The sequence below is a fragment of the Marinomonas alcarazii genome, assembly GCF_003208215.1.
In the GTDB taxonomy this organism is placed as follows: Bacteria; Pseudomonadota; Gammaproteobacteria; order Pseudomonadales; family Marinomonadaceae; genus Marinomonas; species Marinomonas alcarazii.
Window position 1 is genome coordinate 24,718 of the sequence record NZ_QKLW01000013.1, and the last position, 12,371, is coordinate 37,088.

22 protein-coding genes are annotated in these 12,371 nt (G+C 45.4%); all 22 read left to right on the forward strand.

All coding sequences use genetic code 11. The annotated features are described in order from the left end of the window. The first annotated feature begins 10 nt into the window (after positions 1–10). The 22 genes from fusA (at position 11) to rpmD (ending at position 12,370) form a co-directional block, all read left to right on the forward strand. Positions 11–2,104 carry an elongation factor G gene (fusA, locus tag DFP75_RS17605; protein ID WP_110577362.1) on the forward strand — a complete coding sequence of 698 codons (2,094 nt, stop codon included), beginning with the start codon at positions 11–13 and terminating at the stop codon, positions 2,102–2,104. Between the two features lie 35 nt (positions 2,105–2,139). Next, positions 2,140–3,363, forward strand: coding sequence for an elongation factor Tu (gene tuf / locus DFP75_RS17610; protein WP_110577363.1), 1,224 nt, complete (start codon positions 2,140–2,142; stop codon positions 3,361–3,363). A gap of 209 nt (positions 3,364–3,572) precedes the next feature. Next, positions 3,573–3,884, forward strand: coding sequence for a 30S ribosomal protein S10 (gene rpsJ / locus DFP75_RS17615; protein ID WP_012071937.1), 312 nt, complete (start codon positions 3,573–3,575; stop codon positions 3,882–3,884). A gap of 127 nt (positions 3,885–4,011) precedes the next feature. Next, the gene (gene rplC, locus DFP75_RS17620) at positions 4,012–4,650 is read left to right on the forward strand and encodes a 50S ribosomal protein L3 (RefSeq protein ID WP_110577364.1); all 639 of its coding nucleotides are present in this window, start codon (positions 4,012–4,014) and stop codon (positions 4,648–4,650) included. A gap of 12 nt (positions 4,651–4,662) precedes the next feature. Beyond that, the gene (gene rplD / locus DFP75_RS17625; RefSeq protein WP_110577365.1) at positions 4,663–5,268 is read left to right on the forward strand and encodes a 50S ribosomal protein L4; all 606 of its coding nucleotides are present in this window, start codon (positions 4,663–4,665) and stop codon (positions 5,266–5,268) included. Continuing rightward, a complete protein-coding gene (rplW, locus tag DFP75_RS17630; RefSeq protein ID WP_012071934.1) occupies positions 5,265–5,561 on the forward strand; it encodes a 50S ribosomal protein L23 in 297 nt (98 codons plus the stop codon). Before rplD ends, rplW begins: the two co-directional genes overlap by 4 nt. Positions 5,562–5,575: 14 nt before the next feature. Further along, the gene (gene rplB / locus DFP75_RS17635) at positions 5,576–6,400 is read left to right on the forward strand and encodes a 50S ribosomal protein L2 (protein WP_110577366.1); all 825 of its coding nucleotides are present in this window, start codon (positions 5,576–5,578) and stop codon (positions 6,398–6,400) included. Positions 6,401–6,415: 15 nt separating this feature from the next. After that, positions 6,416–6,691: a 30S ribosomal protein S19 gene (rpsS, locus tag DFP75_RS17640; protein WP_012071932.1), complete on the forward strand. Its 276-nt coding sequence runs from the start codon at positions 6,416–6,418 to the stop codon at positions 6,689–6,691. Positions 6,692–6,705: 14 nt separating this feature from the next. Further along, positions 6,706–7,038, forward strand: coding sequence for a 50S ribosomal protein L22 (rplV, locus tag DFP75_RS17645; protein ID WP_110577367.1), 333 nt, complete (start codon positions 6,706–6,708; stop codon positions 7,036–7,038). Between the two features lie 14 nt (positions 7,039–7,052). Beyond that, positions 7,053–7,733, forward strand: coding sequence for a 30S ribosomal protein S3 (gene rpsC, locus DFP75_RS17650; RefSeq protein ID WP_110577368.1), 681 nt, complete (start codon positions 7,053–7,055; stop codon positions 7,731–7,733). Positions 7,734–7,743: 10 nt separating this feature from the next. Continuing rightward, positions 7,744–8,157, forward strand: coding sequence for a 50S ribosomal protein L16 (gene rplP / locus DFP75_RS17655; protein ID WP_110577369.1), 414 nt, complete (start codon positions 7,744–7,746; stop codon positions 8,155–8,157). Next, positions 8,158–8,349 carry a 50S ribosomal protein L29 gene (rpmC, locus tag DFP75_RS17660; RefSeq protein WP_110577370.1) on the forward strand — a complete coding sequence of 64 codons (192 nt, stop codon included), beginning with the start codon at positions 8,158–8,160 and terminating at the stop codon, positions 8,347–8,349. It abuts the gene before it with no gap. A gap of 1 nt (position 8,350) precedes the next feature. Continuing rightward, a complete protein-coding gene (gene rpsQ, locus DFP75_RS17665; RefSeq protein ID WP_110577371.1) occupies positions 8,351–8,611 on the forward strand; it encodes a 30S ribosomal protein S17 in 261 nt (86 codons plus the stop codon). 51 nt (positions 8,612–8,662) lie between these two features. Then, positions 8,663–9,031, forward strand: coding sequence for a 50S ribosomal protein L14 (gene rplN / locus DFP75_RS17670; protein ID WP_067020125.1), 369 nt, complete (start codon positions 8,663–8,665; stop codon positions 9,029–9,031). A gap of 17 nt (positions 9,032–9,048) precedes the next feature. After that, the gene (rplX, locus tag DFP75_RS17675; RefSeq protein ID WP_110577372.1) at positions 9,049–9,366 is read left to right on the forward strand and encodes a 50S ribosomal protein L24; all 318 of its coding nucleotides are present in this window, start codon (positions 9,049–9,051) and stop codon (positions 9,364–9,366) included. A 17-nt stretch (positions 9,367–9,383) separates the two neighbouring features. Beyond that, complete coding sequence (rplE, locus tag DFP75_RS17680) at positions 9,384–9,923, forward strand: 50S ribosomal protein L5 (protein ID WP_012071924.1); 540 nt, start codon at positions 9,384–9,386, stop codon at positions 9,921–9,923. Between the two features lie 12 nt (positions 9,924–9,935). Further along, positions 9,936–10,241 (forward strand): 30S ribosomal protein S14, encoded by a 306-nt coding sequence (rpsN, locus tag DFP75_RS17685; RefSeq protein ID WP_110577373.1) that lies wholly within the window; start codon positions 9,936–9,938, stop codon positions 10,239–10,241. Positions 10,242–10,371: 130 nt separating this feature from the next. Continuing rightward, complete coding sequence (rpsH, locus tag DFP75_RS17690; protein ID WP_110577374.1) at positions 10,372–10,764, forward strand: 30S ribosomal protein S8; 393 nt, start codon at positions 10,372–10,374, stop codon at positions 10,762–10,764. A gap of 8 nt (positions 10,765–10,772) precedes the next feature. Then, the gene (gene rplF, locus DFP75_RS17695) at positions 10,773–11,306 is read left to right on the forward strand and encodes a 50S ribosomal protein L6 (RefSeq protein WP_110577375.1); all 534 of its coding nucleotides are present in this window, start codon (positions 10,773–10,775) and stop codon (positions 11,304–11,306) included. A gap of 10 nt (positions 11,307–11,316) precedes the next feature. Continuing rightward, a complete protein-coding gene (gene rplR, locus DFP75_RS17700) occupies positions 11,317–11,667 on the forward strand; it encodes a 50S ribosomal protein L18 (protein ID WP_110577376.1) in 351 nt (116 codons plus the stop codon). Positions 11,668–11,677: 10 nt separating this feature from the next. Continuing rightward, positions 11,678–12,178: a 30S ribosomal protein S5 gene (rpsE, locus tag DFP75_RS17705; RefSeq protein ID WP_110577377.1), complete on the forward strand. Its 501-nt coding sequence runs from the start codon at positions 11,678–11,680 to the stop codon at positions 12,176–12,178. 6 nt (positions 12,179–12,184) lie between these two features. Next, positions 12,185–12,370: a 50S ribosomal protein L30 gene (gene rpmD, locus DFP75_RS17710; protein WP_110577378.1), complete on the forward strand. Its 186-nt coding sequence runs from the start codon at positions 12,185–12,187 to the stop codon at positions 12,368–12,370. The last annotated feature ends 1 nt before the right edge of the window (position 12,371 follow it).

Below are 12,371 nucleotides of genomic sequence, written 5' to 3' on the forward strand. Positions count from 1 at the left end.
AGGATACACAGTGGCACGTAAAACACCTATCAACCGCTACCGTAACATCGGTATTTGTGCGCATGTTGATGCAGGTAAGACAACGACAACTGAGCGCGTTCTTTTCTATACTGGTCTGTCTCACAAAATAGGGGAGGTGCACGATGGTGCTGCCACTATGGATTGGATGGAGCAAGAGCAAGAGCGTGGTATTACCATCACTTCAGCAGCGACAACATGCTTCTGGAGTGGGATGAATAAACAGTTTGACGAGCATCGTGTCAATATTATTGATACGCCTGGACACGTAGATTTTACTATTGAAGTAGAGCGTTCTCTGCGTGTTCTGGATGGTGCCGTTGTTGTGCTTTGTGGTTCTTCGGGTGTGCAGCCTCAGACTGAAACAGTTTGGCGTCAAGCAAATAAATATGAAGTTCCTCGTATGGTGTTCGTCAATAAGATGGACCGTACAGGGGCGGATTACTTTTCTGTTGTGCGTCAGCTGAAAACGCGACTAGGTGCTAATGCTGTGCCGATTCAAATCAATGTTGGCGCTGAAGAAGATTTCAGAGGCGTAGTAGACTTGGTTTTGATGAAAGTCATAATGTGGAATGAAGAAGATCAAGGTATGACATTCTCTTTGGAGGATATTCCTGCTGATCTACTTGATGACGCATTAGAGTGGCGTGAACTAATGGTTGAGGCGGCCGCTGAAGCGAGTGAGGAATTGATGGACAAGTACCTTGAAGAAGGTGAGTTGTCTATTGAGGATATAAAAAGCGGTCTGCGAGCCCGTACGCTTTCAAATGAAATAGTTTTGGTGACGTGTGGTTCTGCCTTTAAAAATAAAGGTGTGCAGGCTGTTTTGGATGCTGTTGTTGAATATTTACCTTCACCGCTTGAAGTTAAAGCGATAGAGGGTACGCTTGAAGATGGTGAGACTGTTGTGACACGAACAGCTGATGATGAGGCTAAGTTCTCTTCGTTGGCGTTTAAGATAGCGACAGACCCATTTGTAGGTACCTTGACGTTCATTCGTGTGTATTCTGGTGTGTTGCGTTCAGGTGATGCCGTTTATAATTCTGTTAAGCAGAAGCGTGAACGTGTTGGTCGAATGGTTCAGATGCACGCTAACAATCGCGAAGAGATCAAAGAAGTCTTGGCGGGTGATATTGCCGCCATCGTGGGTATGAAGTATGTAACCACGGGAGATACGCTTTGCGATATGAATGATGTTGTTGTGCTGGAGCGTATGGAGTTTCCAGAGCCTGTTATATCTGTTGCAGTGGAGCCTAAGTCTCAAGCTGATCAGGATAAAATGGCTGTTGCGCTGGGTAAATTGGCGCAAGAAGATCCATCTTTTCGAGTGGAGACGCATGAAGAGACGGGTCAAACAATTATTTCCGGTATGGGTGAGTTACACCTTGATATTCTTGTTGACCGTATGCGTCGCGAGTTTAAGGTGGAGGCAAACATTGGTAAGCCTCAAGTGTCCTACCGGGAGAAAATTCGCAAAGAAGTGGTGGTTAATCACAAATTTGTGCGTCAATCCGGTGGTCGTGGTCAATACGGTCACGTCGTAATGAAGTTAATCCCTACTGATAAAGATGGGCTTGAGTTTGTTAACGAGATTGTTGGTGGTGCTATTCCTAAAGAATACATCCCTGCGGTAGAAAAGGGCATTTCAGAGCAAATGAAGAATGGTGTGATCGGCGGCTTCCCTTTGTTGGGGCTGAAGGTTGTGTTGTTTGATGGTTCATTCCATGATGTTGACTCTAATGAAATGGCCTTTAAAATTGCAGCTTCTCAGGGATTAAGAAAAGGGGCAGTTGATGCTGATCCTTGTATTCTTGAACCTGTAATGAAAGTGGAAGTTGTGACTCCTGAGGAGTACATGGGTGACGTGATGGGAGACTTGAATCGTCGTCGTGGACTTGTTCAGGGGATGGACGATTCCCCGTCAGGGAAAATTATTCGTGCTGAAGTTCCTCTTGGGGAGATGTTCGGATATGCAACTGACGTGCGTAGCTTGTCGCAAGGGCGTGCAAGTTATGCGATGGAGTTTGAGAAATACGCTGAAGCACCGGCTAGTGTGGCAGACGCGATCATCAAAAATGAAGATTAATCATCATACTTACTAATTCTTAAGGTGTATGTATCATGGCAAAGAGTAAATTTGAACGTAGTAAACCGCACGTTAACGTTGGCACAATCGGTCACGTTGACCATGGTAAAACAACTTTAACTGCAGCATTGACTCGTGTATGTGCAGAAGTATTTGGCGGTACTGCCGTTGCTTTTGACGGTATCGATAACGCTCCTGAAGAGCGTGAGCGTGGTATCACTATCTCTACTTCTCACGTAGAGTATGATTCTCCAACTCGTCACTACGCACACGTAGACTGTCCTGGACACGCCGATTATGTTAAAAACATGATCACTGGTGCTGCTCAAATGGATGGCGCGATCCTTGTTTGTGGTGCAACTGACGGCCCTATGCCTCAGACTCGTGAGCACATCCTTCTTTCTCGTCAAGTAGGTGTACCTTACATCGTAGTTTTCCTAAACAAAGCTGACTTGTTGGCTGAAGACTGTGGCGGTGCGGATTCTGAAGAATACGCAGAAATGCTAGAGTTGGTTGAAATGGAATTGCGTGACCTTCTTTCTGAATACGACTTCCCAGGTGATGATACTCCAATCATCCCAGGTTCTGCTTTGATGGCATTGAACGGCGAAGACGACAACGAAATGGGTACTACAGCTGTTAAGAAGCTTGTAGAGACTCTTGATGCCTACATTCCTGAGCCAGAGCGTGCTATCGATGGTGCATTCTTGATGCCTATCGAGGACGTATTCTCTATCCAAGGTCGTGGTACGGTTGTTACTGGTCGTGTTGAGCGCGGTATCATCAAAATCCAGGAAGAAGTTGAGATCGTTGGTATCGTTGATACTACTAAAACAACTTGTACTGGTGTAGAGATGTTCCGTAAGCTTCTAGACGAAGGTCGTGCTGGTGAGAACTGTGGTATCCTTCTACGTGGTACTAAGCGTGAAGACGTACAGCGTGGTCAAGTATTGGCTAAGCCTGGTACTATCACTCCTCACACTGAGTTCGAAGCAGAAGTATACGTTCTAGGTAAAGATGAAGGTGGTCGTCACACTCCATTCTTCAAAGGCTACCGTCCACAGTTCTACTTCCGTACAACTGACGTAACTGGTGCTTGTTCTTTGCCTGAAGGTGTAGAAATGGTTATGCCTGGCGACAACGTTCAAATGACTGTTGAACTAATTCACCCAATCGCGATGGACGAAGGTCTACGTTTCGCGATCCGTGAAGGTGGTCGTACAGTTGGTGCTGGTGTTGTAGCTAAAATCCTTAAGTAATTAGATAGTAATATCTGATTGCTTTTGATTTAGAGAAAGGCCACTCGCATATCGGGTGGCCTTTTTATTTTATGGTTTATTTTGTTTGTTCAGAAATTGGTTACTTGACAACCAGTTTTTGAATGGCTAATATTCGCCGTCCTTAAAAAAGGATTGTGGCTTAATAAATGTACAGTTAAGTCATTACAACATTGTATTTGGAGTTGGAAATGCAAAGCCAAAAAATCCGTATTCGTCTGAAAGCATTTGATCATCGTCTGATTGATGCTTCAACACAAGAAATTGTGGATACAGCGAAACGTACAGGTGCGCAAGTGCGTGGACCGATTCCACTTCCTACTCGCAAAGAGCGTTATACAGTATTGATTTCTCCACACGTAAACAAAGATGCGCGTGATCAGTATGAAATCCGTACACACAAACGTGTTCTAGACATCGTTGAGCCAACTGAGAAAACTGTTGATGCTCTAATGAAGCTAGATCTTGCGGCAGGCGTGGAAGTACAAATTTCTTTGGGTTAATAGCTCAAAGTTTGGGGTGCGAGAACCGACTGGTTATCAGTCGGCTTATGCACATTAGTGGAATGATCTGGAATGGTCAGCCGTAGCGGGTGATAGCCCCATACACAACTGGCAAATGAGGTAAAAAATGGCTATTCAATTAGTCGGACGCAAAGCCGGAATGACACGTATCTTTAATGAAGATGGTGTATCCGTGCCAGTAACCGTCATCGAGGTTGAACCGAACCGCGTTACTCAGGTGAAAACAGCAGAAACTGACGGCTACCAAGCTGTTCAAGTGACTGTAGGTTCTCGCCGTTCGAGCCGCGTTAACAAAGCTGCTGCGGGTCATTATGCAAAAGCGAACGTTGAAGCAGGTCGTGGTTTGTGGGAGTTCCGCCTGGCAGGTGACGAAAAAGAAATCAATGTTGGTGATGAGCTAACTGTTGCTGATTTCGAATCTATCCAAATGGTTGATGTAACTGGTCAATCAAAGGGTAAAGGGTTTCAAGGTGCCATCAAGCGTCATAATTTCCGTACGCAAGATGCTACGCATGGTAACTCATTGTCTCACCGTGCACCTGGCTCCATCGGCCAATGTCAAACACCTGGTCGTGTTTGGAAAGGCAAGAAGATGGCTGGCCATATGGGTGCTGCACAAGTCACTACACAATCACTAGAAGTGGTTCGCGTAGATGCAGAACGTAACCTTATCCTTGTGAAAGGTGCCGTACCTGGTGCAGTAAATGGTGATGTTATTCTTCAATCAGCTGTTAAAGCTCGCTAAGAGGGGTAGACAATGAACTTGAATCTTACAGGCGCAGAAGGGACGGTAGAAGTTTCTGATGTAGCCTTTGCTCGTGAATACAACGAAGCGTTGGTACACCAAGTAGTTACATCTTACTTGGCTGGCGCTCGTCAAGGCTCACGCGCTCAAAAAACTCGCTCTGAAGTAGCAGGTGGTGGACGCAAACCTTGGAAACAAAAAGGTTCTGGTCGTGCACGCGCAGGTACTATCCGTAGCCCTCTATGGCGCTCTGGTGGTGTTACTTTCGCTGCGAAACCACAAGATCACTCTCAGAAAGTGAACAAGAAGATGTATCGTGCAGCAATGCGCACCATCTGGTCTGAATTAGTACGTCAAGACCGTCTTGTTGTGGTTGAAGATCTTAAATTGGAAGCTCCAAAAACTAAGCTCTTCATAGCAAAAATGACAGAATTGAATATTGAGAACGCTTTGATTGTTTCCGATAACTTGGATGACAATCTGTTTTTAGCAGCTCGTAATATTCCTAACGTAGATGTGCGTGATGCAGCGTCTATCGACCCTGTTAGCTTGATTGCTTACGACAAAGTGTTGGTGACAGTTGGTGCTCTGAAACAAGTTGAGGAGGCACTAGCATGATCGGCGAACGTATTTATAAAGTTCTGTTGGGTCCACACATTTCCGAAAAAGCTACTATCGTTGCCGAAGGTAATGGTCAGTACGTATTTCGTGTAACTGGTGATGCAACTAAACCTGAAATCAAACAAGCTATCGAAGCGCTTTTTGAAGTCAAAGTTGAGTCTGTTCGCACGTTGAACCATAAAGGTAAAACTAAGCGTACAGTTCGTGGTCTAGGTAAGCGTAAAGACGTGAAAAAAGCGTACGTACGTTTGGCTGAAGGTCAAGACATTGATTTCATGGTCGCTGAATAAGGGGAGATAGGTCAATGGCTGTTGTAAAAAGTAAGCCAACGTCTGCAGGCCGTCGTCACGTTGTTAAAGTTACTAACAACGATTTGCACAAAGGCGCACCATATGCACCTTTGCTTGATAAGAAAAGCAAATCGGGTGGACGTAATAATAACGGACGCATCACTACGCGTCACGTAGGTGGTGGTCATAAGCAGCATTATCGTATGGTTGATTTTCGTCGCAATAAAGATGGAATCCCAGCGGTAGTTGAGCGTTTGGAATATGATCCAAACCGTTCTGCAAATATTGCACTGATTAAATTTGCTGATGGTGAGCGTCGTTACATTATCGCTTCCAAAGGTATGGCTGCAGGCAATGTTGTTTTAAGTGGTGCAGATGCGCCTATCAAAGCGGGTAATACTTTGCCTCTGCAAAATATCCCAGTTGGTAGTACCGTACACTGTGTCGAGCTTAAGCCAGGTAAAGGTGCACAAGTTGCACGTTCAGCCGGTGCTTCTGCTCAGCTAGTTGCTCGTGAAGGTCGCTACGTTACTCTTCGCCTACGTTCAGGTGAAATGCGTAAAGTATTGACAGAATGTCGCGCTACTTTAGGTGAAGTATCAAACTCTGAGCACAGCTTAAGAGTTCTTGGTAAAGCTGGTGCTACGCGTTGGCGTGGTGTTCGTCCTACCGTTCGCGGTGCGGCGATGAACCCAGTGGATCACCCACATGGTGGTGGTGAAGGTCGTAGCAAAGGTGGTCGTCACCCAGTTACACCATGGGGTGTGCCTACTAAAGGTTACAAAACGCGCAGCAACAAGCGTACTGATAAACTTATTGTACGTCGCCGTACTAAGTAATAAGAGGAAACGACTGTGCCACGTTCACTAAAAAAAGGTCCTTTTATCGACCTTCATTTGTTGAAAAAGGTAGAGGCTGCGGTAGAGAAAAACGATCGTCGTCCAATTAAAACTTGGTCGCGCCGTTCTACTATCTTCCCTGATTTTGTAGGGTTGACTATCGCTGTCCATAATGGTCGCCAGCATGTTCCAGTTCTAGTAACTGAAGATATGGTCGGTCATAAATTGGGTGAGTTCGCTCCGACCCGTACATATCGTGGTCATGCTGCGGACAAGAAAGCCAAACGGTAATAAGGGGTATTAACATGAGTGAAGTAAGCGCTTCATTGAAGGGTGCTCGCCTCTCAGCGCAGAAGGCCCGTTTGGTTGTAGATCAAATCCGCGGCAAATCTGTTAGCGAAGCACTGAACATTTTAACGTTCAGTCCTAAAAAGGCGGCAGTAATTGTCAAGAAAGTACTAGAGTCTGCTATAGCTAACGCTGAGCATAACGAAGGTGCTGATGTAGATGACTTGCGTGTGTCTACGGCTTACGTTGATGAGGCTATGACTCTGAAACGTATTATGCCACGTGCCAAAGGCCGTGCTGACCGTATTCTAAAACGCGGTTGCCATATTACAGTTAAAGTCGCTGACTAATTAGGAGAAACCCAATGGGTCAGAAGGTTCATCCAACTGGTATACGCCTAGGGATAGTTAAAGATCATACTTCTACTTGGTATGCTAATAATCAAAACTACTCTAAGCTGTTATTAAACGATCTTCAGGTTCGTGAGTACTTGGAGAAAAAATTGGTCCAGGCTTCTGTTTCTCGTATCGAGATTCAGCGTCCTGCTCAGACAGCCCGTATTACAATTCACACTGCCCGTCCGGGTATCGTGATCGGTAAGAAAGGTGAAGATGTTGAGAAACTACGTAACGCAGTTTCTGAAATGATGGGCGTACCTGTCCACATTAACATCGAAGAAATTCGTAAGCCTGAAATGGATGCGAAATTGGTTGCGCAAAATATTGCAAGCCAACTTGAGCGTCGTGTTATGTTCCGTCGTGCTATGAAGCGCGCAGTACAGAATGCTATGCGTGCAGGCGCGAAAGGTATCAAGGTTCAGGTAAGTGGTCGTTTGGGCGGTGCAGAAATTGCACGTGCTGAGTGGTACCGTGAAGGTCGTGTACCTCTACACACTCTACGCGCTGACATTGACTACGCTACTTATGAAGCAGCTACAACTTACGGCATCATTGGCGTAAAAGTGTGGATCTTCAAAGGCGAAATCTTGGGCGGTATTGAACAAGTGCGAGCTGATAAAGGCGCACAAAAGAAGAAGTCTAAGTAGGGGGTAAGTCATGTTACAACCGAAACGTACTAAGTTCCGCAAAATGCAGAAAGGCCGTAACCGCGGTCTTGCTCTTCGCGGAAACCAAGTTAGCTTTGGTGAATTCGGATTGAAGTCCACTGAACGTGGTCGTCTTACTGCTCGTCAAATTGAAGCGGCGCGTCGTGCAATGACTCGTCACATCAAACGTGGTGGTAAAATCTGGATTCGTGTGTTCCCTGATAAGCCGATTACCCAAAAACCTCTTGAGGTTCGTCAGGGTAAAGGTAAGGGTAGCGTAGAATACTGGGTTGCACAGATTCAACCTGGAAAAATGCTTTATGAAGTTGAGGGTGTATCAGAACAGCTAGCTCGCGAAGCGTTCGCGTTGGCTGCTGCTAAGCTTCCTCTGTCCACAACTTTCGTAACGCGTACGGTGATGTAGATGAAAGCAAAAGAACTGCAAGAAAAGTCTGTAGCAGAGCTACAAGCGACCTTGATTGAACTACTACGTGAGCAATTTACTCTGCGCATGCAGAAAGCCACTGGTCAGTTAGCGCAAACTCATTTGCTCTCGCAAGTTCGCCGCAATATCGCACGTGTTAAAACCGTGCTAAATGATAAGGCAGGTAACTAAGATGGCAGAAACAAAAGCGCGTACAGCTACTGGTAAAGTAGTCAGCGATAAGATGGATAAAACCATCACGGTACTAGTTGAGCGTACAGAGAAACATCCGCTATACGGTAAGTTCATTCGTCGTTCTACTAAACTACACGCTCACGATGAAAACAATGAGTGTCAGATCGGTGATACCGTTAAGGTCGTAGAAACACGTCCTTACTCTAAGTCTAAGACTTGGAATCTGGTTCAAGTTGTCGAGAAAGCTGCAGCTGTATAAGCTGCACCTTCCTTCGTGAGACTTGTTATCTAATTTGATTGGAGAGCAGTAATGATTCAAACAGAATCGATGCTTGATGTTGCAGATAACAGCGGCGCAAAGCGTGTTCAGTGTATTAAAGTACTGGGTGGCTCACATCGTCGTTATGCTGCTATCGGTGACATTATTAAGGTCACAGTGAAAGAAGCGATCCCACGTGGTCGTGTTAAAAAAGGGCAGGTTCTAAACGCAGTAGTTGTTAGAACTAAGAAAGGTGTTCGTCGTTCTGATGGCTCAGTGATCCGTTTTGATGTAAACTCAGCGGTTCTATTGAATGCTTCAGGACAGCCTATTGGTACTCGTATCTTTGGCCCTGTAACACGTGAGTTGCGTACTGAGCAATTCATGAAAATTGTTTCTCTTGCACCTGAAGTGCTGTAAGAGAGAGAGGGGACATTATGCGTAAAATCAAACGTAACGACGAAATTATCGTGATTGCTGGGAAAGACAAAGGCAAGCGCGGCAAAGTTGTTAAGGTAGTAGACGAAAACCGAGTTCTAGTTTCTGGCATTAATACTGTTAAGAAACACGAGAAACCAAACCCTATGAAGGGTTCAACTGGCGGTATCGTTGAACAAGAAGCACCTATCCAGGTTTCTAATGTAGCCATTTTTAACAGTGCTACGGGTAAAGCGGATCGCGTCGGCTTTAAATTGAATGAAGATGGTACGAAAGTGCGTATCTTTAAATCAAATAGTGAAGCGATCGACGCCTAAGAGCGAGAATTATAGCCATGGCGAGACTTAAGCAAGTTTATAAAGATCAAGTTGTAGCAAAACTTACTGAAGAGTTTAGTTACAAAAACGTGATGGAAGTGCCGAAAATCACTAAAATCACACTAAATATGGGTGTTGGTGAAGCTATCGCAGACAAGAAACTTCTTGAGCATGCGGTAAATGATCTTGAAGCACTTAGCGGCCAAAAAGTTGTAGTGACTAAGGCTCGTAAATCAGTAGCAGGCTTTAAAATCCGTGACGGTTACCCGATCGGTTGTAAAGTAACTCTACGTGGTGAGCGTATGTGGGATTTCTTCGACCGTTTGGTTGATGTTGCTATTCCACGTATCCGTGACTTCCGTGGACTTAATCCTAAGTCTTTCGACGGTCGTGGTAACTACAGCATGGGTGTTAAAGAGCAGATTATCTTCCCTGAAATCGATTACGATAAAGTTGATCGTGTACGTGGTATGGATATTACCATCACAACGACAGCTCGTACCGACGAAGAAGGTCGTGCTTTGCTAGCCGCCTTTAGTTTCCCTTTCAAGAAATAAGAGGTAGGAATCATGGCTAAAATATCAATGATTCAGCGCGAAGCAAAACGCACCAAATTAGTAGCTAAGTTCGCTGAAAAGCGTGCTGCTCTAAAGGCGATCATTAGTGACGTTAATGCATCGGACGATGAAAAGTGGGAAGCAACGCTTAAATTGCAAGCGCTTCCACGCGATTCATCTTCTTCACGCCAGCGTAACCGTTGCCAAATCACAGGTCGTCCGCACGGTGTATACCGTCGCTTCGGTCTGTCTCGTATCAAACTGCGTGAAGCAGCGATGCGTGGTGACGTACCAGGCTTGAAGAAAGCTAGTTGGTAAGCAAGTAGAGCGCGATCATAATACATGGCAGTGAGTGGGGTGTCTAAATACTGGACATTCTGCTCGCTGCTGTGTACTATGCGCGAGCTCTATTTGCTGCACAATGGTTTTTTAAATTAGGAGCTCTTAAATGAGTATGCAAGATACCCTTGCGGATATGTTTACACGTATTCGTAATGCACAGATGGCCTCTAAGACATCTGTGAGTATGCCTTCATCTAAAATGAAAGCATCGATTGCTGCTGTGCTACGCGAAGAAGGTTACGTAGGTGACTTTTCTGTAGACGAAGCAGTAAAACCAACGCTTACTATCGAGTTGAAATACTACGAAGGTAAGCCAGTTATCGAACAAATCAAACGCGCATCTCGCCCAAGCTTGCGTCAATACAAAGGCACTAGTGCACTACCTAAAGTAGAAGCTGGCCTTGGTGTTGCTATCATCTCTACCTCTAAAGGTGTGATGACAGACCGTGCAGCTCGTGCTGCTGGTATCGGTGGCGAAGTAATCTGCACAGTATTCTAGGAGTTAGTATGTCTCGAGTTGCTAATAGTCCCGTGACGCTTCCTAGTGGTGTAGATTTGACCCTAAATGGCCAAAATGTTGTTGTAAAAGGCGGCAAAGGTTCTTTAGAGTTTAATGTTCACTCAAGCGTTCAAGTGTCTAAAGAAGAAAATGTTATTACCTTCGCTGCGCGCGATGGTGCAAAACAAAGCCGTGCCTTAGCTGGTACTACTCGTGCTTTGATCAACAACATGGTTGTTGGTGTTAGTCAGGGCTTCGAGAAAAGATTATATCTTCAAGGTGTTGGTTACCGTGCTGTGCTTAAAGGCAACGTACTTAACCTATCTCTGGGTTTCTCTCACCCAGTAGATTACGAATTACCTGAAGGTATAACAGCTGAATGCGCTTCTCAAACAGAAGTTGTGATCCGTGGCATTGATAAGCAAGCCGTGGGACAAGTTGCTGCAGAAGTTCGCGGTTTCCGTCCACCAGAGCCATACAAAGGCAAGGGTGTTCGCTATTCTGACGAAGTAATTCGCCGTAAAGAAGCTAAGAAGAAGTAGGTAGGCATTCATGAACACTAAAAAACAATCTCGGATTCGTCGTGCACGTCGTGCTCGTTTGCATATTCGTGACTTAGGTGCGAATCGTCTTACTGTACATCGCACACCACGCCATATGTATGCTCAAGTGATTTCTCCTTGTGGTAGCAAAGTACTAGCTAGTGCTTCTACTCTTGAAGAGGCTCTTCGTGGCACAGCGACTGGCAACAAAGCAGCGGCTAAAGAAGTCGGTACTTTGATTGCTGCACGCGCTAAAGAAGCAGGTGTCACTTCGGTCGCTTTCGACCGTTCTGGCTTCAAATACCATGGCCGCGTTCAGGTTCTTGCTGACGCTGCACGTGAAGCCGGTCTAGAGTTCTAAGGGGTAGCAAATGGCAGTTAATGATCAACAAACTAGCGACCTCCAAGAGAAGCTAGTTCAAGTAAACCGCGTTGCTAAAGTTGTAAAGGGTGGTCGTATCTTCTCTTTCACAGCTTTGACAGTCGTTGGTGATGGTAATGGTAAAGTTGGCTTTGGTCGTGGTAAAGCGCGTGAAGTTCCTCAAGCTATTCAAAAAGCAATGGAACAAGCTCGTCGCAACATGGTTTCTGTGAAGCTTGATGGCGATACTCTTCAGTATCCAGTTAAAGCTAACCACGGTGCGTCTAAAGTTTACATGCAGCCTGCGTCTCAAGGTACTGGTATCATCGCCGGTGGTGCAATGCGTGCGGTTCTAGAAATCGCTGGCGTTCACAACGTATTGGCTAAATGTTACGGTTCTACAAACCCAGTAAACGTAGTTCGCGCTACGATCAAAGGTTTGCAGGATATGAAAGCACCTGAACAAATCGCAGCTAAACGCGGTAAGTCAGTCGATCAAATTTTGGGGTAATGTGTTATGGCGAATAATACCATCACAGTTCAACTAACCCGCAGCCCGATCGGTCGTCTTCCAAAGCACCGTGAAACTGTAAAAGGCTTGGGTTTGCGTAAAGTTGGCCAAACTCGTCAGTTGGAAGATACTCCAGCTGTACGTGGCATGGTTAATAAAGTTTATTATATGGTTAAAGTGGTAGGGGAATAAC